The sequence below is a fragment of the Mesorhizobium sp. CO1-1-11 genome (assembly GCF_020164995.1).
GTDB classification, from domain to species: domain Bacteria; phylum Pseudomonadota; class Alphaproteobacteria; order Rhizobiales; family Rhizobiaceae; genus Mesorhizobium; species Mesorhizobium australicum.
Genome location: NZ_JAIUHE010000008.1, coordinates 72,714 through 98,845, shown reverse-complemented (window position 1 = coordinate 98,845; position 26,132 = coordinate 72,714). Strand labels below are relative to the sequence as shown.

The 26,132-nt window shown below is 61.4% G+C and carries 25 protein-coding genes and 1 tRNA gene; 17 read left to right on the top strand and 9 right to left on the bottom strand.

From position 1 onward, the window contains the following. Nucleotides 1–44: 44 nt before the first annotated feature. Together LB554_RS11160 and LB554_RS11155 are read right to left on the bottom strand one after the other, a co-directional pair. On the bottom strand, nt 45–1,121 hold the full coding sequence (locus LB554_RS11160; protein WP_224584567.1) for a tyrosine-type recombinase/integrase: 1,077 nt from the start codon (nt 1,119–1,121) through the stop codon (nt 45–47). Nucleotides 1,122–1,362: 241 nt separating this feature from the next. Continuing rightward, a complete protein-coding gene (locus LB554_RS11155) occupies nt 1,363–2,520 on the bottom strand; it encodes a porin (RefSeq protein WP_224525756.1) in 1,158 nt (385 codons plus the stop codon). A gap of 452 nt (nt 2,521–2,972) precedes the next feature. Between LB554_RS11155 and LB554_RS11150 the strand changes: the two genes are divergently transcribed. From LB554_RS11150 to LB554_RS11140, 3 genes are all read left to right on the top strand, one after another. Then, nucleotides 2,973–3,063 (top strand) — tRNA-Ser (locus LB554_RS11150). 94 nt (nt 3,064–3,157) lie between these two features. Beyond that, complete coding sequence (locus LB554_RS11145) at nt 3,158–3,409, top strand: GIY-YIG nuclease family protein (protein WP_140618505.1); 252 nt, start codon at nt 3,158–3,160, stop codon at nt 3,407–3,409. Between the two features lie 96 nt (nt 3,410–3,505). Next, nucleotides 3,506–4,699: a porin gene (locus tag LB554_RS11140; protein WP_224584565.1), complete on the top strand. Its 1,194-nt coding sequence runs from the start codon at nt 3,506–3,508 to the stop codon at nt 4,697–4,699. Nucleotides 4,700–4,826: 127 nt separating this feature from the next. Here LB554_RS11140 and LB554_RS11135 read toward each other — a convergent pair whose 3' ends face one another. Both LB554_RS11135 and LB554_RS11130 read right to left on the bottom strand, forming a co-directional pair. Continuing rightward, entirely contained in the window at nt 4,827–6,488 is a 1,662-nt protein-coding gene (locus LB554_RS11135; RefSeq protein ID WP_224584563.1) for a tetratricopeptide repeat-containing sulfotransferase family protein, read from the bottom strand. A gap of 236 nt (nt 6,489–6,724) precedes the next feature. Further along, nucleotides 6,725–8,389 carry a tetratricopeptide repeat-containing sulfotransferase family protein gene (locus LB554_RS11130; RefSeq protein ID WP_224584561.1) on the bottom strand — a complete coding sequence of 555 codons (1,665 nt, stop codon included), beginning with the start codon at nt 8,387–8,389 and terminating at the stop codon, nt 6,725–6,727. A 120-nt stretch (nt 8,390–8,509) separates the two neighbouring features. On the opposite strand from LB554_RS11130, the gene LB554_RS11125 reads away from it, so the two are divergent. After that, nucleotides 8,510–9,622, top strand: a complete 1,113-nt coding sequence (locus LB554_RS11125; protein ID WP_224584560.1) for a pyridoxal phosphate-dependent aminotransferase — start codon at nt 8,510–8,512, stop codon at nt 9,620–9,622. On the opposite strand, the gene LB554_RS11120 is transcribed toward LB554_RS11125, so the two are convergent. Beyond that, complete coding sequence (locus tag LB554_RS11120) at nt 9,619–9,888, bottom strand: hypothetical protein (RefSeq protein ID WP_224584559.1); 270 nt, start codon at nt 9,886–9,888, stop codon at nt 9,619–9,621. The two genes, LB554_RS11125 and LB554_RS11120, sit on opposite strands and share 4 nt — an antisense overlap. A gap of 69 nt (nt 9,889–9,957) precedes the next feature. On the opposite strand from LB554_RS11120, the gene LB554_RS11115 reads away from it, so the two are divergent. From LB554_RS11115 to LB554_RS11085, 7 genes are all read left to right on the top strand, one after another. Further along, nucleotides 9,958–10,242 (top strand): acylphosphatase, encoded by a 285-nt coding sequence (locus LB554_RS11115; protein WP_140663109.1) that lies wholly within the window; start codon nt 9,958–9,960, stop codon nt 10,240–10,242. Nucleotides 10,243–10,308: 66 nt separating this feature from the next. After that, nucleotides 10,309–10,959, top strand: a complete 651-nt coding sequence (locus LB554_RS11110; RefSeq protein ID WP_224584557.1) for a TetR/AcrR family transcriptional regulator — start codon at nt 10,309–10,311, stop codon at nt 10,957–10,959. Next, entirely contained in the window at nt 10,928–12,091 is a 1,164-nt protein-coding gene (locus LB554_RS11105; RefSeq protein ID WP_140618516.1) for an isovaleryl-CoA dehydrogenase, read from the top strand. The genes LB554_RS11110 and LB554_RS11105 overlap by 32 nt, the downstream gene beginning before the upstream one ends. Before the next feature lies 1 nt (nt 12,092). Next, entirely contained in the window at nt 12,093–13,700 is a 1,608-nt protein-coding gene (locus tag LB554_RS11100) for a carboxyl transferase domain-containing protein (protein WP_224584556.1), read from the top strand. A 1-nt stretch (nt 13,701) separates the two neighbouring features. Further along, the gene (locus LB554_RS11095) at nt 13,702–14,232 is read left to right on the top strand and encodes an O-acetyl-ADP-ribose deacetylase (protein ID WP_224584554.1); all 531 of its coding nucleotides are present in this window, start codon (nt 13,702–13,704) and stop codon (nt 14,230–14,232) included. 120 nt (nt 14,233–14,352) lie between these two features. Then, nucleotides 14,353–14,727, top strand: coding sequence for a hypothetical protein (locus LB554_RS11090; RefSeq protein ID WP_181171094.1), 375 nt, complete (start codon nt 14,353–14,355; stop codon nt 14,725–14,727). A 49-nt stretch (nt 14,728–14,776) separates the two neighbouring features. Continuing rightward, nucleotides 14,777–16,756: an acetyl/propionyl/methylcrotonyl-CoA carboxylase subunit alpha gene (locus tag LB554_RS11085; RefSeq protein WP_224584552.1), complete on the top strand. Its 1,980-nt coding sequence runs from the start codon at nt 14,777–14,779 to the stop codon at nt 16,754–16,756. A gap of 73 nt (nt 16,757–16,829) precedes the next feature. On the opposite strand, the gene LB554_RS11080 is transcribed toward LB554_RS11085, so the two are convergent. Then, the gene (locus tag LB554_RS11080; protein ID WP_015318602.1) at nt 16,830–17,951 is read right to left on the bottom strand and encodes a branched-chain amino acid ABC transporter substrate-binding protein; all 1,122 of its coding nucleotides are present in this window, start codon (nt 17,949–17,951) and stop codon (nt 16,830–16,832) included. Between the two features lie 427 nt (nt 17,952–18,378). Next, complete coding sequence (locus LB554_RS11075) at nt 18,379–18,645, bottom strand: sel1 repeat family protein (RefSeq protein WP_010915070.1); 267 nt, start codon at nt 18,643–18,645, stop codon at nt 18,379–18,381. 439 nt (nt 18,646–19,084) lie between these two features. Here LB554_RS11075 and LB554_RS11070 point away from each other — a divergent pair, with 439 nt between their 5' ends. The 5 genes from LB554_RS11070 (at nt 19,085) to LB554_RS11050 (ending at nt 22,756) form a co-directional block, all read left to right on the top strand. Further along, nucleotides 19,085–19,426, top strand: coding sequence for a DUF2147 domain-containing protein (locus tag LB554_RS11070; protein ID WP_140618524.1), 342 nt, complete (start codon nt 19,085–19,087; stop codon nt 19,424–19,426). A 208-nt stretch (nt 19,427–19,634) separates the two neighbouring features. After that, complete coding sequence (locus LB554_RS11065; protein ID WP_181174659.1) at nt 19,635–19,787, top strand: hypothetical protein; 153 nt, start codon at nt 19,635–19,637, stop codon at nt 19,785–19,787. A gap of 39 nt (nt 19,788–19,826) precedes the next feature. Further along, the gene (locus LB554_RS11060; protein WP_015318605.1) at nt 19,827–20,021 is read left to right on the top strand and encodes a hypothetical protein; all 195 of its coding nucleotides are present in this window, start codon (nt 19,827–19,829) and stop codon (nt 20,019–20,021) included. A 117-nt stretch (nt 20,022–20,138) separates the two neighbouring features. Beyond that, complete coding sequence (locus tag LB554_RS11055; RefSeq protein WP_224584541.1) at nt 20,139–21,599, top strand: AMP nucleosidase; 1,461 nt, start codon at nt 20,139–20,141, stop codon at nt 21,597–21,599. 146 nt (nt 21,600–21,745) lie between these two features. Beyond that, on the top strand, nt 21,746–22,756 hold the full coding sequence (locus tag LB554_RS11050) for an endonuclease/exonuclease/phosphatase family protein (RefSeq protein WP_224584715.1): 1,011 nt from the start codon (nt 21,746–21,748) through the stop codon (nt 22,754–22,756). A gap of 64 nt (nt 22,757–22,820) precedes the next feature. On the opposite strand, the gene LB554_RS11045 is transcribed toward LB554_RS11050, so the two are convergent. Together LB554_RS11045 and LB554_RS11040 are read right to left on the bottom strand one after the other, a co-directional pair. After that, complete coding sequence (locus tag LB554_RS11045; protein ID WP_140823785.1) at nt 22,821–23,417, bottom strand: DUF922 domain-containing Zn-dependent protease; 597 nt, start codon at nt 23,415–23,417, stop codon at nt 22,821–22,823. A gap of 138 nt (nt 23,418–23,555) precedes the next feature. Beyond that, entirely contained in the window at nt 23,556–25,235 is a 1,680-nt protein-coding gene (locus LB554_RS11040) for an electron transfer flavoprotein-ubiquinone oxidoreductase (protein ID WP_224584538.1), read from the bottom strand. A 220-nt stretch (nt 25,236–25,455) separates the two neighbouring features. On the opposite strand from LB554_RS11040, the gene LB554_RS11035 reads away from it, so the two are divergent. Continuing rightward, complete coding sequence (locus tag LB554_RS11035; protein ID WP_224584536.1) at nt 25,456–26,100, top strand: hypothetical protein; 645 nt, start codon at nt 25,456–25,458, stop codon at nt 26,098–26,100. Nucleotides 26,101–26,132: the final 32 nt, after the last annotated feature.

The following is a 26,132-nucleotide window of genomic DNA, read 5'->3' as shown; positions in this document are numbered from 1 at the left end:
TCAGATCCCGGGGCTGTTACGGCAGCAAAGGCAAGCTGTCGGAACTACTTGGCCTTGGAGCTTTTGCGGGTCGCTTTTGGCGGCGCCTTCGCCGAAGCGCCCTCATCCGCCTGCTTCCGCTTCGCCGACGGCGTCGTCACCGGCGACGAAAACAGAGAGCTTTCCGCGTTGCCGGCCGGTTGCTCGCCGCGAGGCTTCTCCAGCACGACAACGCAGCCATCGAGATCATTGGTGGCCAGATGCGCGTAGCGCATGGTCATCGACAAGGTCTGATGGCCAAGCCACATCTGAACGCGGCGGATGTCGATGCCGCCCTGGACAAGACGCGAAGCGCAGGTGTGGCGCAGGATGTGCGGCACGACCTGGTCGTCGGCACCGAGGCCGACTTCCGCCTTGGCATCGTTCCAGATGGCGCGAAATTGTGCCTGGCTGAGCTTGGTGAACGGCCCCTTAGGCCGGCGCCCTTCGGCCGGAGGCAGCTTGATGACCTCCTTGACCCGCTCGGTCATCGGAATGGTGCGGCTGCGACCGGACTTGGTGATCCAGAAGGAGACGCGATGTTCCTGGATATCGTTCCAGATCAGCCCGAGCGCCTCTCCGAGGCGGCATCCGGTGTCGACCAGGAAGACGGAAAGCCGGTAAGCATCCTCGCTGCGGCTCTTGATAGCGGCAAACAGCCTTGCCTCTTCCTCCCTCTCGAGGAAACGAATTCGTCCCGCCCGCTCCTTCTGGCGGCGAAACTCGGGCAAGCTGTGGATATCTCCCATCTTGTAAGCCTTGCGCAGCAGTTTGCTGAGAGCAGCCATCTTTCGATTGATGGTCGCGTTGCTGTTGCCGCGCTGGCGCAAGGTGCCGATAAGGTTGTCCAGGGTACTCTGGTCAAAGGCGCTGAAACGCTCCCCAAGGAGGATCTCGTCTATCTCGCCGATGAAGGAGCTGACATTATATTTATGTCGCCCATCATCCCACAATATGTCTCGATAAGCTGAAAAAAGCTCTCCGACCCGGTATGACTTTACTTCTCTTATCTTATTATATGTGTAGTTGATCTTCGAGTTCTGAGAAGAAAACGTCGAAAACTGATCAGAGGGGTATCCCTCTTGAATCGCTTCGTTGGTCATTATCCGTCACTCCCCCGAGTGGATTGGGATCAGCCCTATCCGCTTGGGAGCGTCCTTTCAAGAGATTAAATCACGCAGTTGTGATCTCACCCGCCGACCGCGGATCCCACGAGACCAGCCTACGGATCTGTTCAGCTACCGATTCCCCCTCTTCCTTCGTTTGCGTTGACCCAGTCACGAAACAAAAACAGCCCGGGCGTTTGTGCGCCCGGGCTGGATTTCACCTGTAAGGAACCAGCCCTTAGAAGGAGCGCTGGAAGCGGAGGATACCCGCGATGTTGCTCTTCTTGTCGGCGCCGACCCAGCCCTGCGACAGGTCGTCAGCACCGCCGACGTTCTGGTAATCGACTTCGGCCGTGACCGTGAAGCCGGGAACCACGTCATAGGCGATGTTCGCCGCGATGCCGAGGTTCTTCCAGTCGTCATACGAGATCTGAGCGTTGAACGAGGTCTTCTCGTTGAACTTGTAGGTGCCACCGCCCCACACTGCCCAGTTGCCGCCCCACTGCTTGTAGAAGCCGCGGCCCGTACCAAAATCGTTGAGGTTATCGTCAGTGCCATAGCCGCCCATGATCCAGAGCGACAGTTCGTTGGAGACGTTGACGTCCAAACGAACCTTGCCGGCAACTTCTTCGTAGTTGCTGTCATAGGAGACGACGCCGGTCAGAGCGCCCCAGCCCTGGGTCCACTTCAGACCACCGACGACATGCGGAACGTAGCTGTCGATCGTGTCGTCGCCAGCGCCTTCTTCGAGCGAGACCACGGCCGAGAAGCCGTTGCCGGCGTCGAAGTAGTACTGAACGACGTTGGTGTCGAAATTGCCGTAGGGGACGATCGTATCCTGGATGACGTTGCCGGCGTAGCCGATGAACGTATCGAAGGCCGATTCGTCTTTACCGACGCGGAGACCACCGAGCTGGATCCAGGCGAAGTTCAGCGAAACCGGCTTGTTGTGTGCCTGCCAGCCGTCGCCGCCAGTCAGCGGGCCGGTACCATCCGGATCCGCGTAGTTGCCGTAGCTGTTGCCGAAGTTGAAACGGGTCTCGGTGTAGGTCTTCAAGGTGCCGAGTTCGGTTTCCTGGCCGGTCCAGGTCTTCAGCGTGAAGCGGGCGTTCTTCCAGTAGGTGTCGTGATCGCCATCGTCCATGTGGTCCGGAACGTTCTGGGCGCCACCGAACGCACCATGATCACCCACGCCGATGTCGTAACGGATATAGCCGCCGATGCGCAGGCAGGTTTCGGTGCCGGGGATGTAGAAGTAGCCAGCGCCGTAGACGTCGCAGATCTTGACGTATTCAGCGGGCTCCGGCTCGGCGACGACGACGGCGTCGGCGGCGCGCGCACCGGAAACTGCGATCAGGGCCGCAGCGGAGCCGAGAAGAAGGCTCTTGATGTTCATTTTCTGACCTCCAGTCAAAAGTTAAAAAACGGGTCTGGGTATTCTTTGCTGAAGGACAGCGTTCCCTGCCCCATCCCCACTACCGAAAAAGATGCGCACCGCGCCGCTTCCTCGAAACCGACATTACCCATGAGCCGGCGGCGTTCAACAACGATCGTACCGGCGAAAGGGCTGTTCGGCTGCTATCCCCCAGCGTTGTTGCACAAATGACACGATTTGGCCTCACTCAGAAAGCTCTCGTTAACCATCAGGCCCGCCATAGCCGGCTATTTCCGGCCGAATCCGGCACTCGGCCGACGGAATCATGGCGAGGCCGCGAGTCACCGGCCAGGGATTTGCCGCATAACCGCCGCATCGCGGAAAATCCGCGGCGCCGGCGCGCCGTTATTTTCCATATTAATGACGCGAGCTTGTTGATTGTGCCGGCGCTTTTCTTTATCCAGCGCCTCAACGGAGAGGTGGCCGAGTGGTCGAAGGCGCTCCCCTGCTAAGGGAGTAGAGGTCAAAAGCTTCTCGTGGGTTCGAATCCCATCCTCTCCGCCACCCTACGCCCTGCGGGCTTTGGGTGGCAGGCCACCCGGAACCGCATTTGGGCGTAGGAGTGTCGCCCGAAGCTACGAAGTAGCTTAGGGGGACCATGTGGTACGTCTATTTCCTGGAGCTCCGTAACGGCGATATCTATGTCGGATCGACAAACGACCTTCGACGCCGCACCGAATCGCACCGATTGGGCAATGTTCCATCGACAAAGGCCTACCTGCCCGTAGCCTTGAAGAGCTACATCGCGGTCGAAACCGAGGCCAACGCTCGCCAACTCGAGAGATATTTCAAGACCGGATCGGGCAAGGCTTTCGCGACCAAGCGTTTCTTGCAGACCGCGCCTCGCTGACCGCCACCATATTATCTACCTGAAATAAAAAGGAAAGCGGCTCTCCTGGCAGCTTTTCGTCGGCCTTCGCTCGCGATTCTGACTGGAGGTCAGAAAATGAACATCAAGAGCCTTCTTCTCGGCTCCGCTGCGGCCCTGATCGCAGTTTCCGGTGCGCGCGCCGCCGACGCCGTCGTCGTCGCCGAGCCGGAGCCCGCTGAATACGTCAAGATCTGCGACGTCTACGGCGCTGGCTACTTCTACATCCCCGGCACCGAAACCTGCCTGCGCGTCGGCGGCTATATCCGTGAGGATATCGGCGTGGGCGACGGCGGCTCGTTCGATGGCGTAAATCACGTCACGGATCACCAGCACGGTGATGACGACTCGACCTACTGGAAGCAGACCCGCTTCACGCTGAAGACCTGGACCGGCCAGGAAACCGAACTCGGTACGTTGAAGACCTACACTGAGTACCGCATCAACTTCGGCAACAGCTACGGCGACTATGGCACCCCTGGTCTCGCAGGCAACACCGAAGCGAACCCTAACGCTGGCGGCGACGGCTGGCAGGCGCGCAACAAGACCAGCGCCTTGGAATTTGCCTGGATCCAGCTCGGCGGTCTGCGTGTCGGCGCTGACGAATCAGCCTTTGATACGTTCATCGGCTACGCCGGTAACGTCATCAACGACACGATCGTCCCTTACGGCAATTTCCAGACCAACGTCATCCAATACTACTTCGACGCTGGAAACGGCTTCTCGGCCGTGGTCTCGCTGGAAGAAGGCTCCGGTGAGGTTGGCACCATCGACAGCTATGTCCCGCATGTCGTCGGCGGTGTGAAGTGGACGCAGGGCTGGGGCGCCATCACCGGCGTCGTTGCCTATGACAGCAACTACGAAGAAGTCGCCGGCAAGGTTCGCCTGGATGTCAACGTCTCCAACGAACTGTCGCTGTTCGCTATGGTCGGCTATGGTTCGGACAACAATCTCAACGACCCGACCAACAACATCGATGCGCTCGGCCGCGGCTTCTACAAGCAGTGGGGCGGCAACTGGGCAGCGTGGGGCGGCGGCACCTACAAGTTCAACGAAAAGACCGCGTTCAACCTCCAGGCGTCGTATGACGACTGGAAGAACCTCGGTGTCGCGGCGAACGTTGCCTACACCGTCGTTCCCGGCCTTACGGTTACGGCCGAAGTCGACTGGCAGCGCGTCGGTCAGGGTGCCATCGACAACCAGTCCGTGTGGGTCAACGCGACCAAGAAGGACAATGTCGGCGGTCTCCTCCGCTTCCAGCGCGACTTCTAATCAGTCGCCTAGGCGAAATCGAAAACCCGGCGGGCAACCGCCGGGTTCTTTTAAGCCGCTTGCAACTATCGCAGGTAGGGGGCCTGTTTGTCGCGCGCAGGAAGTCAGTTCGAGCAACTGAGAAAGGCTAGCCTTCAGCCAGATCCCCCAAGGCATCGATCAATGGCCGGAGCCTGCTTTCGTAGTGCTTCCAACGCTTGACCGATGATTTGTAAATCGGCTGACGAACCTGCCAGCGGCTGAGTGTTCTAACGGAGCCAGCCCTTTCAAAGAAACGGAGGCAGGCATCGTTCCACTCCAAACCAAGATGCTCCACAAGCCGACGTGACTGCCCCTCCTGGTCGGAAACAAGGTCTTCATAGCGATTCTCGAAAATGCGTCCCGGAAAAAGCGACTTCCAATGGCGCATGAGGCGATCGTACTCGCGGTAGTAGAGCCCAAGCACTGCAAGATTCGAACTATACTGATGCGCATCGTTGAGATTCGAGGTGAAGCAAGAAAAACAATTATCGACGGGATCGCGTACGCAATGAACAATCCGTGCGTTAGGGAAGAGAAGGGCGATGAGGCCCAAACGTTCGAAATTGTGAGGCATCTTATCGACGATACGCAATGCGTCGGGCGCGTTGAGACGCAAGCTGGATAGATATTCGCTGGCGAGCGCCATGGATTGCGGTCGCGTCATCGATATGACCGGCCGCCCCAACGGGCGCCCTGGCTGCAATTTGAAACCGTTGACAACCGCGATTCGCCTCAGCTTGGAGAGTTCCCCCGCGCCGTGGACATCGGGATGGCTCGAGCAGATCTGTTCCGTCAGCGTTGTGCCGGAACGCGGCATTCCAAGCACGAATACAGGCGTTTCGGATGGATCACCATATCCCGCCCTCGCCGCGAAGAACTCCGGATTGAAGAGCTCGATCCACGCATCCACCTGTCGACGATAGGATTCGATGTCAAAATCGAACCCCTTGTTCGTTGCGGCTCGAAGAAAATGGTCCATGGCCTCATCGTGGCGACCAAGATCATCCAAGACCTTACCCGCGGCCATATGAAGCTGATACGGCGCATCGGCGGGATTCGCCGTTTTTTGAAGCTCGTCCAGAATGGCTTTGAGTTCAGGCGGTTCGGCGGAGAATTTTCGAACCGCCACAAGCGTATTGTAGGAGGATGGCACGCTGATCCGCCTAGCTATGCTCTCCTTCAGGTAGACCGTAGCTTCGTCCATGCGGCCGAGGGCAACGAGAGTATCCGCAAGGGCCATCCGGACGAATGCGTTGTCGGGCTCTATTTCGAGCGCTTTTTCATAGAGCGGCACAGCCACGTCGGCCTTTTCGAACATGAAATATGCTTCGCCAAGCCGGCGAAGGGCATCCGTGAGATCCGACTTCAGCTCGCAGGCACGCTGCAAATGATGAATCGCAAGCGGATAATCGCCGACCTTTAGAAAGGCCTCCCCCAGACTGAGCTGATAGTATGGATTGTTCGGCTCCTTCGCTGCCGCGCGGGCGAAATACTTGATCGCCAGTTCGTCGTCGAAACCGAGCCCCAGCGTGCCAAGAATGTAGAGGGCAAGCGCGTGATTGGGCGAGCGCGTCAGAACACGATGGCAGAGTTCTTCGGCTTCCGGCAGCTGTCCGGCTTTCTGTAGTTCCAGCGCTTGTCTAAGCAGCATGTCATCGGTTGGCCCAAGCAACGATCCAGGCTTAGCCGGTTGGGCGAAGGGTCTGGCCTTTTGCACTGGCTGTGCCTTGAGATGCTTGGACCAGGTTGGGGGCAGCCGTGAGTTCATCGTGCCTCGCTAGCAAAAACGGCCGACAGAATCCAGCATGGGATAGACCACCGGCCGTTGCCTGGAGACTTGCCAGAACTATTTGATACCGAAATCTTACTCCCCTACGCCTGCAGATCTGATCCAGTCCTGCACTCGCGTGCATCTACCCGCTTAACGGATTTAGGCCAGAGGGGCAGGACGTCTCGCGCAGCCACGGCCAAATCTCGACATCGTTCCGGCGCAAGCGTGCCAGACTAAGTCTCAGCCAAGTCTCCAAGGGCCTCAATCAGCGGCAGGATTGAACTTCCATAGCCCTTCCAGCGATTGACAGACGAGGTGTAGATCGGTTGTCGAACCTGCCAGCGGCTAAACGTGTTCACCGAACCTGGCTTGTCAAAGAACCGCAGACAGGCGTCGTCCCAGGGCAGCCCCAGATGGTCGATCAAGCGGCGCGATTGCGCTTCCTGGTCGGAGACCATGTCCTCATAGCGGGTCTCAAGCATTTGGCCTGGAAAGACCTTATCCCAGTGCCGCATAAGCCGGTCGTATTCGCGATAATACAGTCCGAGCATATGGAGATCCGCGGTATAACTATTGTCGTCATTGAAACCCAGGAAATAACACGAGAGGCAGTTGTCGATAGCATCTCGACGGCAGTGAATGATGCGTGCCTTGGGAAACAGAAGCCTTATAAGGCCGATAAGTTCGAAATTATGCGGCAATTTGTCGACGATACGCTGGGCGTTGGGGGACCGTTGACGGATATGGGCAAGATAGTCTTCAGCCAAAGCCTTCGACTGATTCACCGTCATGGTCAGGATCGAGCTTCGCAATTCTTCGGGCGAGCGCGTTTTGGGCGCGAGACTGTTTGTGATGCGCCGGAGTTTTGTCAGCTCGCCAGCGCCATAAGCATCGGGGTGGCTCGCACAGATTTGCTCGGTCAAAGTGGTGCCTGAACGTGGCATGCCAAGCACGAAGACAGGCACTTCCGAAGAGCTTCCATGTCCTGTCTTGGCGGCCAACATCTCGGGGCTGAACAGTTCGATCAAGAAATCGATGCCGCGGCGGTAAGCCTCAAGGTCAAAGCCGCGGGTCGAGCGCTTTGCCTGCTGAAAATGGCCCATCGCCTCCTCATAGCGCCTGATATCGTTGAGCACCTTCCCGGCCGCGTAGTGGAGTTGTTGTATACTTTTGTTATCAAGCGCCGGATTCTTCAGTTCAGCCAGAATGGATTTTAACTCCGTCGGCTCTTCCTTGAATTTTCGTATACCGACCAGGCCGTTGTAAGCAGCGGCGACATCCTGGCCACGGGCGATCGCCTCTTTCATGTAGTTTGCCGCCTCATCCATCCGGCCGAGGCTTACAAGCGCGTTGGCCAACCCTATTCGGATAGCGGAACGGCCGTCATCGATCTTGAGCGCTTTCTCATAGAGGGGCACCGCGAGGTCGGCTTTGCCGAATCCGGTGTAGGCGCGGCCCAGCGCACAAAGCGCCTCGACCCAGTTGGCCTTCAATTCGCAAGCACGCTCGAAATGCCTGATTGCATCCGTATGCTCGCCGACTTTCAAATAGGTTTCACCCAGGGTCAGATGGTAATGCGGATTTTGAGGTGCCTCCTTTACCGCTCGCTCAAAACAGCGAATGGCCATCTCGTCATCCAGCCCGAGCGCAAAGGTTCCAAGCAGATACAAGGCAAGGGGGTGTCGCGGGGCATGAGCCAATACACGCTGACACAGCGCCTCCGCCTCCGGCAACCGATTTGCCCGATGAAGTTCTACCGCCCGCCTGAGCAGTGCGTCATCGGCCTGCGCGTGTGATAGCGACCCCGCTTTGGGTTCGGCGATTTTCGACTGCGGGTTTTTCGGTCCGGACGGAGTTTTCAGATGCTTGGACCAGGCAGGCGGCAGACGATTGTTCATCGTGTCTGGCTACCAAAAAGACACGGCCGAATCCAGCATGACAAATTGCTGCCTGCGAGCAACTTGCACCTAATAAGCCGGCGCGTTAGCAAGAAGGTCCCTTCGAAGCGAGCTTCCGACATGCCTGTGCGCCCTGCCCTCTCACCCCTCATCGCAGCGCTTCCGTCGACCGTGCCGTTTGTCGGTCCCGAAGCGCAGGAGCGTGAGCGCGGGCGCGCTTTCCGTGCCCGCATCGGCGCCAATGAGAGCAGTTTTGGCCCCTCGCCGCGCGTGATCGTCCGCATGGAGAGCGTCGCGCGCGACCAGTGGATGTATTGCGACCCCGACAATTACGATCTGAAGGTCGCGGCTGCCGCGCATCACCATGTGGCTGTCGAGAACGTCGTTGTCGGCGAAGGCATTGACGGTCTGCTCAGCCTGGTGGCGCGCATGTACGTGGCGCCTGGCGATGCCGTGGTCACCTCGCTCGGCGCCTATCCGACGTTCAACTTCCACATTGCCGGTGTCGGCGGCCGGCTGGTGACCGTCCCTTACGAGAATGACAGGGAAAGCCTGGACGGTCTGCTCGCGGCAGTCGTCAGGGAGAAGGCGCCGCTGGTCTATCTATCCAACCCGGACAATCCGATGGGCAGTTGGTGGGAAGCCGACGAGGTCATCCGCTTCATCGAAGCCTTGCCGGAAACCACCATGCTGGTGCTCGACGAGGCCTATGGCGAATTGGGACCAGCCTCGGCCCTGCCGCCGATCGACATCTCGCGGCCGAACGTCATCCGCATGCGAACCTTTTCGAAGGCCTATGGACTTGCCGGAATACGCTGCGGCTATGCCGTCGCGGAGACGCAAGTGATCAGCGACTTCGAGAAGATCCGCAACCACTATGGCGTCAACCGCATGGCGCAGATCGCCGGCGTCGAGGCGCTCGCCGACCAGGCCTATCTCGAGACGGTGGTGGCCCGGGTCGCCGCCGGACGTCGGCGCATTGCCGATATCGCCGAACAGAACGGGTTGAAGCCGCTCGCCTCGGCGACCAATTTCGTCACCATCGACTGCGGCCATGACGGTGCTTTCGCCCTGAAAGTGCTGCAGGGGCTGTTGTCGCGCGACGTCTTCATCCGCAAGCCGATGGCGCCACGGCTCGACCACTGCATCCGCGTCAGCGTCGGTCTCGCCCACGAACTGGACATCTTCGCCGAGGAATTGCCTGGCGCCTTGGCAGCGGCGCGCGGAAACTAGGGCACGTCGCGGCGCTCGGGAGCCATCGCGGCGCCGAGCAGATGCCCGGCACGCGCCAGCACATCCGACAATTCCGCGGCTTCCCTGTCATTCAAGCCCGCGGTCAGGCGGGCGAGATCACGATCCGTGGCCGCATGAAGTGCCGCAAGCGCGGCCTGGCCGCGCGCGGTGAGCGAAAGAACGCGCGGCCGGAGTGGCGCGGGACCGGTACACATCTCGGTCAGGCCGGCGGCAGAGAATTTGGAACGGAGGCCCTCGATTTTCATCGCGGTCACCGTTTCAACCGTTGCCTTCGTTCGATGCTGCGCCAGACTCTATGGAACGGGAGCGAGCCCATGAATGATCGGAAAAGGGCAGTGCAGGCGCACATATACGGCACGGTCCAAGGGGTCGGCTACAGGGCGTGGACGCGCGATGAAGCGACAAGGCTCGGGCTGTTGGGCTGGGTGCGCAACGAAAGAGACCGCTCGGTGACGGCATGGCTTACCGGCGCCGACGCGGCGATTGCGGCCATGATTGAACGGCTTCGGCAAGGCCCGCCGGGCGCATCCGTCTCGCGGATCGATGTGGACGAATTGGCGACCTGGACTACGCCTGGAGATTTCAGAATCATAGCATAGGCGGATTTCCGCCCACTTGAATTAATTGAACGTTTGTTTTATTATTCTGCCGTCAACGAGGCGACGATGGCGCGCACCACAGGATCACACGGCGAGCGAACCGAAGCGGCAGTCCGTGAAGCGGCGGCCACCCTGATTGCGCGTTACGGTTATGAAGCAATGTCGATGCGCCAGCTGGCCGCCGAGGTCGGCGTGCAGGCGGCCGCGCTCTATCGCTATTTTCCGACCAAGGAAGACCTGCTGTTCACGCTGATGCGCGACCATATGCAAGCGCTTCGCGAGGCCTGGGAGCGTTCCAGGCCGGCCGACGCGGATCCGGTGCGGCAGCTTGCCGCCTATGTGCGCAACCACATCGCCTTTCATATCGGGCGCCGCCACGCCACGCATGTGTCGAACATGGAATTGCGCAGCCTGTCGCCCGACAGGCTGACACAGATCCTGCGCATGCGCACGGCCTACGAAAAGGACCTGCGTTCGATCCTGCGCGATGGCGCCGAGGCGGGTATTTTCCGCATCGAGGACACCGGCCTGACGGCCATGGCTCTGATCCAGATGATGACCGGCGTCATCGTCTGGTTCCGGCCGGGCGAGCGATTGTCGATCGCCGAGGTCACGCAGACATACCTTTCGATGACAATGCGCCTGGTCGGCGCGAACATCGGCGTTGGTACCGGGGAGGAACGGCATGTACACGAACACGCTCAGCTTCGGGCATGATGAGGACGTCGAGGCGTTGCGCGACCTGGTGCGCCGCTTCGCCCAGGACAGAATCGCGCCGATAGCCGCTGACATCGATCGCGAGAACGAATTCCCGGCGCATCTATGGGGAGAACTCGGCACTCTTGGCCTGCTCGGCATAACCGCCGATCCCGATTTCGGCGGCAGCGGCATGGGCTATCTCGCCCACGTGATCGCGGTCGAGGAAATCTCACGGGCCTCGGCATCGGTCGGCCTTTCCTACGGCGCCCACTCCAATCTCTGCGTCAACCAGATCAACCGCTGGGCAACGCCGGCACAGAAGGAAAAATACCTGCCGCCGCTATGTTCAGGCGAGCACGTCGGCGCGCTGGCCATGTCGGAGCCCGGCGCCGGCTCCGACGTGGTGTCGCTCAAGCTGCGCGCCGAAAAGCGCAATGATCGCTATGTGCTCAACGGCACCAAGATGTGGATCACCAACGGCCCGGATGCCGAAACGCTGGTCGTCTACGCCAAAACCGACCCGGACCGGAAATCGCGCGGCATCACCGCCTTCATCGTCGAAAAGGCGATGCCGGGGTTTTCGGTGGCGCAGAAACTCGACAAGCTCGGCATGCGGGGGTCCAACACCGGCGAACTGGTCTTTTCGGACGTCGAGGTGCCGTTCGACAATGTGCTGCACGAGGAAGGACGCGGCGTCGAGGTGCTGATGTCCGGCCTCGACTATGAGCGCACCGTGCTTGCCGGCGGCCCGATCGGCCTGATGGCGGCCTGCCTCGACGTAGCGATCCCCTATGTTCACGAGCGCAAGCAGTTCGGCCAGCCGATCGGGGAATTCCAGCTGGTGCAAGGCAAGCTTGCCGACATGTATACGGCGATGAACGCCGCGCGTGCCTACGTATACGCCGTCGCCGCCGCCTGCGACCGCGGCCAGACCAGCCGCAAGGATGCAGCTGGATGCGTGCTGTTCGCCGCCGAGAAAGCGACGCAGATGGCACTCGACGCGATCCAGCTGCTTGGCGGCAACGGCTATATCAACGACTATCCGACCGGCCGGCTTTTGCGCGACGCGAAGCTCTACGAGATCGGCGCCGGCACCAGCGAGATCCGTCGCTGGCTGATCGGCCGCGAGATCATGGCGGAGGGGGTGTAGCATGGCTATCCTCCAAACCCAGATCTCGCCCTCCTCCGAAACCTTCCGTGCCAATGCCGAGCGCATGCGCGCGCTGGTTGCCGACATCGCTGAAAAGGCCAGGACAGTCGAGCGCGGCGGCTCGGATGAGGCCCGCGATCGCCATGTCGGTCGTGGCAAGCTGCTGCCGCGCGAACGCCTGGCGCAATTGCTGGACACCGGTTCGCCCTTCCTCGAGATCGGCCAGTTCGCGGCATGGTCCATGTATGGCGAGGAGATTGCGTCGGCCGGCCTGATCGCCGGCATCGGCCGCGTCGAGAGCACCGAGGTGATGGTCGTTGTCAACGACGCCACGGTGAAGGGCGGCACCTACTATCCGCTGACGGTGAAGAAGCATCTGCGCGCGCAGGAGATCGCGCTGCAGAACAATTTGCCATGCGTCTATCTGGTCGACAGCGGCGGCGCCAACCTGCCCAACCAGGACGAGGTCTTTCCCGACCGCGAGCATTTCGGCCGCATCTTCTACAACCAGGCCAACATGTCGGCGGCCGGCATTCCGCAGATCGCCTGCGTCATGGGCTCCTGCACCGCTGGCGGCGCCTATGTGCCGGCGATGTCGGACGAGACGATCATGGTGCGCAACCAGGCGACCATCTTCCTCGGCGGACCGCCGCTGGTGAAGGCGGCCACCGGCGAAGACGTCAGCGCCGAGGAATTGGGCGGCGCGGATGTACACACCAGGCTTTCCGGCGTCGCCGATCACTATGCGCTGGACGACGAACACGCGCTCGCCATTTGCCGGCGCATCATCAAGAACCTGAATCGGAACAAGGCTGTAAGCCTGAGCTTACAGAAAGCTCATCAGCCGCTTCATCCCGCGGATGAGCTCTATGGCATCGTCCCGACCGACCTGCGCCAGCCCTATGACGTGCGCGAGGTGATCGCGCGCATCGTCGACGGCTCCGAATTCGATGAGTTCAAGCAGAACTACGGCACCACGCTGATTACCGGTTTCGCCCACCTCCATGGCATGCCGGTCGGCGTCATCGCCAATAATGGCGTGCTGTTTTCCGAAAGCGCGCTGAAGGGCGCGCACTTCATCGAGTTGTGCTGTCAGCGCAAGATTCCGCTGGTTTTCCTTCAGAATATCACCGGCTTTATGGTCGGCCGCAAATACGAGGCGGGCGGCATCGCCAAGGACGGCGCCAAGCTGGTGATGGCGGTGGCGACCGCCAGGGTGCCGAAGGTGACCGTCATCATCGGCGGTTCGTTCGGCGCCGGCAACTACGGCATGTGCGGCCGCGCCTACTCACCGCGCTTCCTGTGGATGTGGCCGAACGCGCGCATCTCGGTGATGGGCGGCGAACAGGCGGCAACCGTGCTCGCCATGGTCAAGCGCGAAGGCATCGAGCGAAAGGGCGGCGAGTGGAGCGCCGAGGAGGAAGCGAAATTCAAGAAGCCGATCCTGATGAAATACGAGCATGAGGGCCATCCGCTCTACTCGTCCGCCCGCCTCTGGGACGACGGCATCATCGATCCGGCGAAGACGCGCGAGGTGCTGGCGCTTAGCCTGTCCGCCGCGCTCAACGCCGAGATCGAGGAGACACGCTTCGGCGTGTTCAGGATGTGAGATGAGCAAGGCCCAAGACAGGATTCAAGTCCACACCGGGGACATCACGAAGCTCGACGTAGACGCCATCGTCAATGCCGCCAACACTTCGCTTCTTGGTGGCGGTGGAGTCGATGGCGCCATTCATCGCGCGGCAGGCCGCGAGCTCGAATTCGAGTGCCGGATGCTCAATGGCTGCAAGGTCGGCGATGCCAAGATAACCAGGGGTTACAAGCTGCCGGCTCGACACGTCATCCATACTGTCGGGCCCGTCTGGCAGGGCGGCGGTAAGGGCGAAGCCGAGCTGCTGGCGTCCTGTTACCGGCGTTCGCTTGAACTAGCCGTCGCCAATGATTGCCGCTCAGTGGCGTTCCCAGCCATCTCGACCGGTGTATACCGCTATCCGAAAGATGACGCGGCCAAAGTCGCCGTCTATGAGGTCAATGACTTCACCAAGCGCAACGCGCTTCCCGAAATCGTTGTTTTCTGCTGCTTCGACGAAGCGATGGCGGAACTATACCGACAACATCTGGCAACATTGGGTGGAGATTGAATTTTATAGACCAGGCCTTTCGTTCGCTCACGAAATCGCGAGCTCATCCCGCAGCTCTGGCGGCGCCGGAGAATATTCGCTATCGCTCCTGCTGCACTTTGCAATGGGGATGGGGTGAGAATGAAACGGAAATATTCACGGAATGTGTCTACTTTAATACTTTCGGCATTGCTGCTAACCGCCGCGCATGGCGCGGGCGTGGCCGGATCGCTGGCGGGAAGCGAGGGAGACAAGCGTTTCCCGCCCTATTTGCCACGAAATTTGAAAGATCCATGTACCAAGACCTACAAGGCCTATGTGGCGGCCGGCGGCCATTCGGCCTACGCCACCACGCCCTATGCCCGGATCATGTCATCATACATAATCTGCGGCGGGCATCTGAACGCGCCGTCACAAAAGGCAGCGGAAGAACTGGCTATGAAATCCTGTCTGACCACGCGCGCGCACTACAAGGTAACCACCGGCGGCGCCTGCGAGATCGCCGCTTCGAAATAGGCCGGTGCCTACCAAAATGGCGCCGCCCGATACTGACCCGGGAGGCTCCATGTTCAGCAAAATCCTGATCGCCAATCGGGGCGAGATCGCTTGCCGCGTCATCCGCACGGCTCGCAAGCTGGGCGTGCACACTGTCGCCGTCTATTCGGATGCCGACGCGAGATCCCTGCATGTCGAGATGGCCGACGAGGCGGTCCATATCGGTCCTTCGCCCGTCGGCGAGAGCTATCTGCGCGGTGACAGGATTGTCGCCGCGGCCCTGGCCACGGGTGCGCAGGCTATCCATCCCGGTTACGGCTTCCTGTCGGAAAACCCCGATTTCGTCGACCAGGTGGTGGCGGCCGGCCTCATTTTCATCGGCCCGTCGGCGACCTCGATCCGCGCCATGGGGCTGAAGGACGCCGCCAAGCGGCTGATGGAAAAAGCCGGCGTTCCGGTCGTTCCGGGCTATCATGGCGAGGCACAGGAAATCGTGCTGCTTGCGTCAAAGGCCCGCGAGATCGGCTATCCCGTGCTGATCAAGGCGCGCGCTGGCGGCGGCGGCAAGGGCATGCGCCGCGTCGAGCATCCCGATGACTTTTCCGAGGCACTCTCCAGCGCCCGGCGCGAAGCAAAGGCCGCTTTCGGCGACGACCGCGTGCTGGTTGAGAAATATGTCGACAAGCCGCGCCATATCGAAGTGCAGGTGTTCGGCGATAATTTCGGCAATGCGGTGCATCTCTACGAGCGCGACTGTTCGGCGCAACGCCGCCATCAGAAGGTAATCGAGGAGGCCCCCGCCCCCGGCATGACGCCGGCTTTGCGCAAGGCAATGACCGAGGCGGCGGTAAAAGCCGCCAAGGCAATCAACTACTCCGGCGCCGGCACCATCGAATTCATCGTCGACGCCTCGCAAGGCCTCGAGGCCGATCGCTTCTGGTTCATGGAAATGAACACCCGGCTGCAGGTAGAGCATCCGGTCACCGAGATGGTCACCGGCACCGATCTCGTCGAATGGCAGTTACGGGTCGCCAGCGGCGAAAAACTGCCGAAGACACAGAGCGAGATCACGCTTTGCGGCCATGCTTTCGAGGCGCGCATCTATGCCGAGGATGCGGCCAAGGGGTTTCTGCCGGCGACAGGCACGCTGCACCACCTTAGATTTCCGGACGTTGTCCCCGAAGGCGCCGCGATGCGCATCGAGACCGGCGTGCGGGCTGGCGATGCCATCTCGCCCTACTACGACCCGATGATCGCGAAGCTGGTCGTTCATGCCGGAGACAGACGGCAGGCGCTGGAAGCGCTCCGCACCGCGCTCGCGCAAACCGAGATTGCCGGCTCCACCGTCAACACCGCTTTTCTTGCCGCTCTTGCCGCCGATCCGGATTTTGCGGCTGAAGACATCGATACCGGCCTGATTGGCAGACACCAGGAGGCGTTGACGGCGGTCGCACCGCCGACCGGCGAGATCATCTCGGCTGCCGCCATGGCGGCCTCGGGTGCCGGAGCATTGCCGCCGTCGAACGACCCATGGTCGGCACTCGCCGGCTATGCGCATTTCCACGGCGTGGCGCGGCGCATGCGGCTGACGTTCGGCGATGAAGCCATTCAGGCAAAGATTTCAGTGCGATCGGACGGGCGCTTCCAGGTGGCGCTCGATGCGCCTTATGACAGCACCAGTTCGCATGATATTCGCACCGTTCCCCGCCTCGCCCGCTGGCCTGGCCACATCACGGTGTTCGAAGGCGCCGTCGGCTATATTTTCGCGGTGCCGGACCCCTTGGCCAGGAGCGATGAAGCGGCCACCGGCAGCCTGCGCGCGCCAATGCCGGGCCTGGTCAAGCTTGTGCGCGTGGCGAAAGGCGACGCTGTGATCAAAGGGCAACCTCTGCTGATCCTCGAGGCGATGAAGATGGAGCACACCATCGCCGCCCCGCATGACGGGGTGATCGCCGAGATCGCCGGGGAAGGCGCACAGGTCACCGACGGCGCGGTGCTGGTGCGGTTCGCCGAGGACCAGAACGCATGCACCGCGGCCGCCGGCGGATAGAAGGAGCGACCGCAAACTGAAATGGCCGGGACGAACCCGGCCATTCCCTTGGATTACCCGAGTGCCAGGGCGATTACTGCGCGATCGGCGCGTACTTGCCGTCATGCCACTGGTTGATGTCGTAGCTGGCATTCTTGAGGTCGCCCTTCTCGTCGAAGGTGACGTCGCCGACAACGGTGCTGATCGCCGTGCCATTCTTCAGCGCCTCGGCAACCTTGGCCGGATCATCGCTGCCAGCACGCTTGATGCCTTCGGCGAATGCCTGGACCACGGCATAGGAGAACAGCGTGAAGCCTTCCGGCACGAAGCCGCCGGCCTTGATCTTTTCGACGGCTGCCTTGGCTTCCGGCTTTGCCTGCGGATCCGACGGGAACACGAACATCGTGCCCTCGCCGGCCGGGCCGGCAACCTGCCAGAATTCCGGCGACGCGATCGAGTCCGGCATGATCAGCTGGAACTTGAAATTCTGTTCGGCCGACTGACGCAGGATCAGGCCCGCCTCGGGGTGGTAGCCGCCGAAATAGACGACATCAGCCTTGAGATCCTTCAGCTTGGTGACAAGCGCCGAATAGTCCTTCTCGCCGGGGTTGATGGCGTCATAATAGACCTCCTTGAGGCCACCGGCATTCATGGTCGCCTTGACGGCATCAGCCACGCCCTGGCCGTAAGCGCTCTTGTCGTGCAGGATGACGACGTTCTTGCCGGCGTATTTCTTGGCGATCCACGGGCCGATGAAGGCGCCCTGTGCGTCGTCACGCGTATAGAGACGCATGATCGTCGACCAGCCGGCCTTGGCGGCCGCATCGGTCAGCACCGGGTTCGAGGAAGCCGGGCTCATCATCAGCGCGCCGGCTTCGGCATAGACCGCCGAGGCCGGAATGCTGGAACCCGAGCAGGCATGCCCGTCGATGAACTTGACGCTGTTGGCGACGATGCGATTGGCGACCGACACCGCCTGCTTGGGATCGCACTGGTCGTCCTCGATGTCGAGCTTGATCTGGGAACCGTTGACGCCGCCAGCCGCGTTGATGGCATCGGCGGCGGCCTGTGCGCCCTGCTTGAACTGATCGCCGATGGTGGCGAGCTGTCCGGTCATCGGGCCGACCACCGAGATGGTGATGTCATCGGCGAACGCGACCGGCGCGCTCATCATCAGGCCGAAAATGGCCGCGCTCAAAACACTCATTTTTTTCATGACAATAGAACTCCTCCACTCACGCGCGGCCGCCCGGCCGCGCTTCTTCCAGAGAGGCGGGACAATTTCATCCTTCATCGGACCTGTCTAGGCGCATTGGCGCCACTCGATTGGGCCTGCGCGGCCTCATCCACGCAAAAAGCCACGCCAGCCTTGTTCCGGCCGGTCGTGGCTTTTTTTGCCGGTCAGGCTGTTTCCCCGGCGCCCCCGCGCTGTGAACCCAACCCACCTTTCCTGTCTTCCTGTTGGCCATGATCCTTCCGAAAACCGGAGTCTTCGGGATCATGGTCCGTCGCGCGGCTTGGACCTGTCGGCGTGCCGCATTCTCGTTGTCGATGGCCGTGGCCTGGCTGTCTGCGCAGCCTTTTCCCTGTTGGCCCGACCGTCTTTCTGCGGTCTTGGCCGGAGCGTCCCCGTCTGGCGGAACTCAGTGCATGGTCATCCATTCGCGGGCTTCGCGCAGCGCCTTGGCGATCTCGACCTTCGACATGGCCGCCGAGAGTTCCGAGCGCAACTCGGCGGCGCGGGCCGATCCCTTGATGGCGGCGATGTTGAACCATTTGTGGGCGGCAACGACGTCGGTTTCGCAATCGCGGCCGGTCGCATACATCATGCCCAATTCGAAAAGAATGTCGGCCTGGGCAGTTGCCCCCATGGCGCCGAAGCCTGCTTCAAGCATTTCAAAACGTGCCATTTTTAGTCCCCTGTCTGGCTCCCGAGAGCTGCCTCCGTTCGTCTTGTCCGGGCCGCTCTTTCGATGCTTTCGAGAATGCCGCGCAGGCTTGAATCCGTCGTTAAATGGCGTGCTTAATTTGAGGAAAACAAAGCTAAAACAAGAGGTAAACGCGAAAATTCGTTAAGGATACGAAGCCAGCAATTCAGCTGGTTTTCGCCAAATTTGACGAAAATTTTCGAGCGCGCGGTCAACACTCTGCTAACCCTCGAAAGCAAACACGAGGCGCTGGTCGTTTTCATTTCCGGGCCGACAGGGCGAATTCAGGCGCTTTCGAAATGCCAAAACCTTCCGTCGCGGCACCGCTTTCGTTTTGACGGAAGCTGGATTAGCTTACGTTTGCGTAAGCGGCAGACCGGCGAGGCGGAGCATTCGGCCGGCTATCCAAAGGGAGGAAGACATGTCTCGAAAAGTGAGCCTGGCCCTGGCGGCCACTTTGATCCTGAGCGGCGCGGCGTGGGCCGATCCGATCGAGGGCAACTGGAAAACGCAAGCCGGCGACACCGCTGCCATTTCAGGCAGCAGCTCGTTCTCCATCACGCTCAAATCAGGCAAATATGCCGGCAAGACCATCGGCTCGCTCAAGGCGGCCGGCGACAACAAATACACCGGCAACATCACCGATCCGGCAAATGACAAGACCTATTCGGGCAAGGCAACCTTGTCGGGCGCCTCGCTCAAGATGAGCGGTTGCGTGCTCGGCGGACTGATCTGCAAGAGCCAGACCTGGCACAAACTCTAAGCGACCATTTCCGTGTGATCTCTAAACGGGGCCTGGCGGGCCCCGTTTCCGTTCTGTCGACGAGCAGGCAGCGCTCGGTCGGCATTCTGGTTGCCGCAACCCAGTCAACATCCCTTCAATCAATTTGAACGGCAGATGAACGCCGGCATCAGAGCCGGTTCAGAGGCGTCAGGGCATTCTCATGCGTGTTGAAGGAGACACGGACCCAATGCTTGCTCGCCGCTTCACCATCGTCTGCCTGCTGATGAGCCTGTTTGGAATGCTCTTCGCCATCCTCGTCGCCGAAGCGGGCCGTTCGCGCTCCTGGGACGACGCCGCCAGAATGTGCCACCTCGCCTGCCCGACCGATTTTCGTCACTGAAACAGAGAACCGGACCTCGAAAAGAAAAGCCCAGAGATCATGAACCGCATCGCCGCCAACCTCTCCAAGACCCTCCGGCTCCTGCCGCGGGCGGCGCTCATCCTGATACTTCTGGCCGCTCCGGTCCTGGCGGTGCCGATGATGCGCGCCGATAGCGGCTCGACGATCGAGGCGCCGGCGCTCAGAAAGTCCGGCGTCGGGTTCGTGCTGCTGGTCAGCCTGCAGCGGGGTTGAAGAAAAAAGCGCGCTTTGAGCGCCTTCGGCGGCGAGCCCCCTCCCAACCGCCCGTCCAAGTCTCTATATTGAGCCATGGAAAAGCGAATCTATCCCCAAGCCATCGAATCTGTCGTCATGCCCGAGCCCTTTGGCCGGCAAAGCTTCGATAACGCCGAAAAGGCCGTTGCCGCGCTGCAGGTGCTCTACGACCGCAATACCAAGTTTCTGCGCGATTCCTTCGCGGCCCTAGCCGCCGGCGGCGACAGCAGCAAGCGCTACCGGGCCTTCTACCCCGAGATCGGCGTCACCACGAGTTCGTTCACCCAGGTCGACTCGCGCCAGGCCTATGGCCACATGCCAACACCAGGGCATTTCGCCACCACGGTTACCCAGCCGGACCTGTTCGAGACCTACCTCATCGAGCAGCTTCGGCTGATCATGCGCAATCACGGCGTGTCGGTAACCGTCTCGGAATCGACCACGCCGATCCCGCTGCATTTCGCTTTCCTGGAAGGCACCTATGTCGACGGCGCCGCTGCCGAACGGATCAAGCGGCCGATCCGCGACCTGTTCGACGTGCCGGATCTCGACGGCACCGACGATCAGATCGCCAATGGCACGTTCGAAGTGGCCTTCGGCGAGCCCCGGCCGCTGGCGCCGTTCACGGCGCAGCGCATCGACTATTCGCTGCACCGCATGACGCACTACACCGCAACCAGCCCGCAGCATTTCCAGAACTTCGTGCTGTTCACCAACTATCAATTCTATATCGACGAGTTCGTCGCCCGCGCCCGCGACCTGATGGAAAAGGGCGGTGACGGCTACACGGAATTTGTCGAACCTGGCAACGTTATCACCCGGGCCGGGCAGAGCGCGCCCAGCGAAGGCGTAGCGCCACAGCGCCTGCCGCAGATGCCGGCCTACCATCTGAAGAAGCCGAACCATGGCGGCATCACCATGGTCAATATCGGCGTGGGTCCTTCCAACGCCAAGACCATCACCGACCATGTCGCGGTGCTTCGGCCACATGCCTGGGTGATGCTTGGTCACTGCGCCGGGCTGCGCAACACCCAGGCGCTCGGCGACTATGTGCTCGCGCATGCCTATGTGCGCGAGGACCACGTGCTGGACGACGATCTTCCGGTCTGGGTGCCGATCCCGCCGCTGGCCGAGATCCAGGTCGCGCTGCAGGAAGCCGTCGCCGAGGTCACCGGCCTGTCGGGCTATGATTTGAAGCGCATCATGCGTACCGGCACCGTCGCCACCATCGACAACCGCAACTGGGAACTGCGCGACCAGCGCGGACCGGTGCAGCGCCTGTCGCAGTCGCGCGCCATTGCGCTCGACATGGAATCGGCGACCATCGCCGCCAATGGCTTCCGCTTCCGCGTCCCCTACGGCACGCTGCTGTGCGTTTCCGACAAGCCGCTGCATGGCGAGTTGAAGCTGCCTGGCATGGCAACCGAATTCTACAAGCGGCAGGTGGCGCAGCACCTGACTATCGGCATCAGGGCGATGGAGAAGCTGGCGGAGATGCCGATGGAGCGGCTGCATTCGCGCAAGCTCCGGAGCTTTTCGGAAACGGCATTCCAGTAGGCGACCGCGAAGCCTCGGCGAGGCAATTCGTCGTCTTGCTCAGACCGCAATTTGGCCGATAAGCAAATCGAACGGACCGACAGGCGGCATTCAGCGGATACAACCTCGCAGACACGACCTCAATGGCAACAGGCGCGCGCTTGAACATGACGGCTGGGCTGGCATTCCTGGCGATGACGGCATTGTCGGCCGCTTTGTTGGCCGGATTTTTCGGCGCACTGCACCCGGCGTTCGATTCCTTCTCGCATTTCCGCATTCATCTCAGCGTGCTGATGGCACTTCTGGCGCTGCCGCTGCTCGCCAGCTCGTTTCGGCTGCAAGCGGCGGGTGGACTGCTTTTCGCCATTTCCTGCCTGGCCACAACGACGGGTGCGCTGCCCAAATGGTGGCCACAACAGGCGGCCGCCAAGCCGACCGGCCAGATCGTCTACAGCCTGCTGCAGATGAATCTGCGCTTCAACAACGCGACACCGAAGAAAGTGCTCTCACTGATCGGCCGCACCAATCCGGACGTGATCACGCTCGACGAGGTGTCGCAGATGTGGACGACCGAGCTTGGCTACATCGCCAGCGCCTACCCCTACCGAATCCTCTGCCCCTACCCAAACGGCATGTTCGGCGTGGCGCTGCTGTCGCGCCGGCCCTTTGCCGCCGACGCCGCGCCGCGCTGCGAGCCGCGCGGCGCGATGGCCATCGCCACGGTCGACTTCGGCGGCACCGATGTCGATGTCGCCGCGATTCATTTGAGCTGGCCCTGGCCGAAGGAGCAATACTGGCAGATCGGCGAACTGGCGCAGCCACTGGCCGCGCTCGGCGAGACCGCGATCATGGCAGGCGATTGCAACGCCGTGCCGTGGAGTGCCGCAGTGCGGCGGGTCGCGGCTCTCGGCGGGCTGACACTCATGCCTTCCGCCGGCCCGACGTGGATCCACCGGACGCTGCCCGACTTCCTGCGCCGCTATGCAGGCCTGCCGATCGATCAGGTGTTCAGCAAAGGCGGCGTGACGATCCTGTCTTCGACGCGGCTGGAAGATGCCGGCTCCGACCACCTGCCGGTGCTGGTCGAATTCTCGGTCCGGTCCGATGAGAAACAGCCTGAGGATGGGCACGCCACCGCGCTCGCGGCGCACGATTTGCCTGCTGAGCCGCAGGGCTGACGCATCAACGAATGGAGCACCCGCGCCGCGGCGAAGCGTTTGAGATGGCGAACGGATTGCTCGTTCAAGGTTTCCCGATCAAGGCAGCGATCAGATGTTCGACATGGCCGCCATCGCGATGCTCACGCCGATCGAAGGCGTTTTGCCTCGCCTCATATTCTGCATAAACGGCCTTGATGCGAAGCCGAGCCTCGCCGCGCGCCTTGTCGCATGACGGGTCGTTGGCGACCCGCAGGCCAGTTATCGACCTTTCTGTCACGCGCATCATCTCCCTGGCGATGCGCCCATGTGTTTCCTCATGGGCGCGAACACCGGCGAAAAACCTGTTCCAACGCCTCTTCAACGTCGGCGCCATGGGCGAGCCGACGCGAGGGAAGGTGTAGAACAGATTGAGCGTGCCGTTGACCCGCCGCAGCCGGCAGACGCCGTTGTCCTGGCCTCCGCCGAGATCCCAGTCGACCGTATAGGCGGTTGTGGCTATGGCATGCGTCATGAAGCCGTGCTTGGGCCCCTTGCTGTCCATCGCGTCGATGAAGGCCGTACCCGAGTTTCCCGTGATGTCGTAGGTCCGCGTCTGGACGATTGCCCTGGTGCCGGCCAAGGCCTCAGGCGCGCACAGTGTCCCGATGACGGCGAGGCATGTCAGAACTGTCCGGCGCATCGGCCTTCTCCTTGTCCCCGGAGAAGGGAACCATAAGCCGGTGATAGTTTCAACGGTTCTGCTGCGCTGCATGCTCTCGCAGCCAGAACTCCGCTGCAATTTTGCTGCCGCGCCCTGGACGGCCCGGCGGCGCAGGGGTCACATGCCCTGGTAGACCGGTCCTTCACCGCCTTGCGGGGGCACCCAGTTGATGTTCTGGTTCGGGTCCTTGATGTCGCAGGTCTTGCAGTGGACGCAGTTCTGCGCGTTGATGACGAAGCGCACATCCTTAGCCTGCGGATCGGCGGCGGCGTTGCCGTCCTTGTCGACCCATTCGTAGACGCCGGCCGGGCAATAGCGAGTGCAAGGTCCGGCAAAGACATCATGTTCCGAGCGTTTCTGCAGGTCCATGTCGCCGACCAGCAGATGGACCGGCTCGTTTTCCTCGTGATTGGTGTTGGACAGGAACACCGAGGAGAGGCGGTCGAAGGTCAGCACGCCATCCGGCTTCGGATAGACGATCTTCTTGTGCTTGGCGGCCGGCTCGAGCGTGGCATAGTCGGCCTTGCCGTGCTTCAGCGTGCCGAAGGGCGAGACGCCGAACAGCGTGTTCAGCCACATGTCGAGGCCGCCGAGGCTGACGCCGATGATGGTGCCGAAGCGCGACCACAGCGGCTTGACGTTGCGCACCTTCTTCAGGTCCTTGCCGATGTCGGTCGCCCGCCAGGCATCCTCATAGGCGGAAAGCTCGTCATTGGCACGGCCGGCGCCGATCGCCTCGGCGACATGCTCGGCCGCCAGCATCCCCGACAGCACCGCATTGTGGGAGCCCTTGATGCGCGGCACGTTGACGAAGCCCGCCGCGCACCCCATCAGCGCACCGCCCGGGAACGACAATTTCGGCACCGACTGCCAGCCGCCCTCGGTTATGGCGCGCGCGCCGTAGCCCAGGCGCTTGGCGCCGTCGAACGTGCCCGCGATCGCCGGATGGGTCTTGAAGCGCTGGAATTCCTCGAAAGGCGACAGATAGGGATTCTTGTAATTGAGGTGGAGGACGAAGCCGACCGCCACCTGGTTGTCCTCCAGATGATAGAGGAACGAACCGCCGCCAGTCTTCATGTCCAGCGGCCAGCCGAAGGAATGCTGCACCAGACCCGGCCGATGGTTCTCCGGCTTGACCTGCCAGAGTTCCTTGAGGCCGATGCCGTATTTGCCGGGCTCGCGGCCATCGGAGAGTTTATATCTAGCGATCAACTGCTTGGCCAGCGAACCGCGCGCGCCTTCGCCGATCAGCACATATTTGCCCATCAACGCCATGCCCGGCGCGAAGCCTGGACCATGCGTGCCGTCCTTCTCGACGCCCATGTCTCCGGTGACGACGCCGGTGACGGCACCTTCTTCATTGTAGAGCAGGCCGGCCGCGGCAAAGCCTGGGTAGATCTCGACGCCGAGCGCCTCGGCCTTGCCAGCCAGCCAGCGGCAGACATTGCCGAGCGAGACGATATAGTTGCCGTGGTTGTTCATCAGCGGCGGCATGAAGATGTTGGGCAGGCGGAACGAACCGGCGGGGCCGAGCACCAGGAAATGGTCCGCCATGACCGGCGTCTTGAAGGGATGACCATCCTCCTCGCGCCAGCCAGGCAGCAACCGGTCGATGCCGATCGGATCGACGACGGCACCCGACAGGATGTGGGCGCCGACTTCGCCGCCCTTTTCCAGCACGACGACGGAGAGCTCGGGATTGACCTGCTTGAGGCGGATGGCCGCGGCAAGGCCGGCCGGTCCGGCACCGACGATGACCACGTCGAATTCCATGCTTTCGCGTTCGATATCGCTCATCAACCCCTCCGCACTGGCTTGCCGCCGTTGGCGTATCTTGCTGGCTCCTGCGCTGCATAGCGCATCAATTGGCGACATGAAACCGGCGCATACGTGACAATGCCGATTTGGCCAAAAAGTCGCGCTTTCCGCGGCAGAGAAGCCATTTCCGCGCCGCGCGACCCGCCAGGCTTGCGTTTTTTATTGTTCGACGGCTTGCTTATCGGCCATACTTCCCGCCATGCGCATTCCCGGGCCAGGCGGCTTCTCTTCGACGCGCTTTCCATCAACGCCCGGCCGGGCCTGCCGGGCGCTTATTTTGGCCCTTCTGGCGTTGAGCCCGGGTCATGCCGTCGCGGATGAAGTGAAGGTCTGGGCGACAGGCGCGTACTCGTTCTCCGACGAGCTTGGCGGTTTCCGCATCACCGGAGCCTCCGGCATCGGAACCAAGGACGATCCGCTGGTCATCACCGAAGAGCTGAATTCGGCGACACCCGTGACGCTGACCATCCGCACCACAAAGCCGATCCAGGCATTCGGCAGAGCAGCCGAGTTCGCCAATGGCATCATGTATATGCGCATCGACGCGCTCAACAACAGCGGCCAGGCCTGGATCGAGTTCCAGTTCGAGCTTCAGGAAATACTGGACCAGCCAAGCGTGTTCGGAGACGGGCTTTCGTTCGACCAGCGCAACAAGACGCCCGACAATATCTGGTCGAGCAATTTCGCCGATTTCGACCGCGATTTCGAGCCCTATGACCGGCTGCTGTTCAAAAACGGCAAGGTGGACCCGCTGAAGACCGCCAGCTTCGAATTCCTGATGACCGACTACACGCCGCGATGGACCTTCTATTTGGTTCAGGATCCACGCATACCCACTGGCTAGACCGCGACCTCGCCTTGGCAAGCGGGATTGGC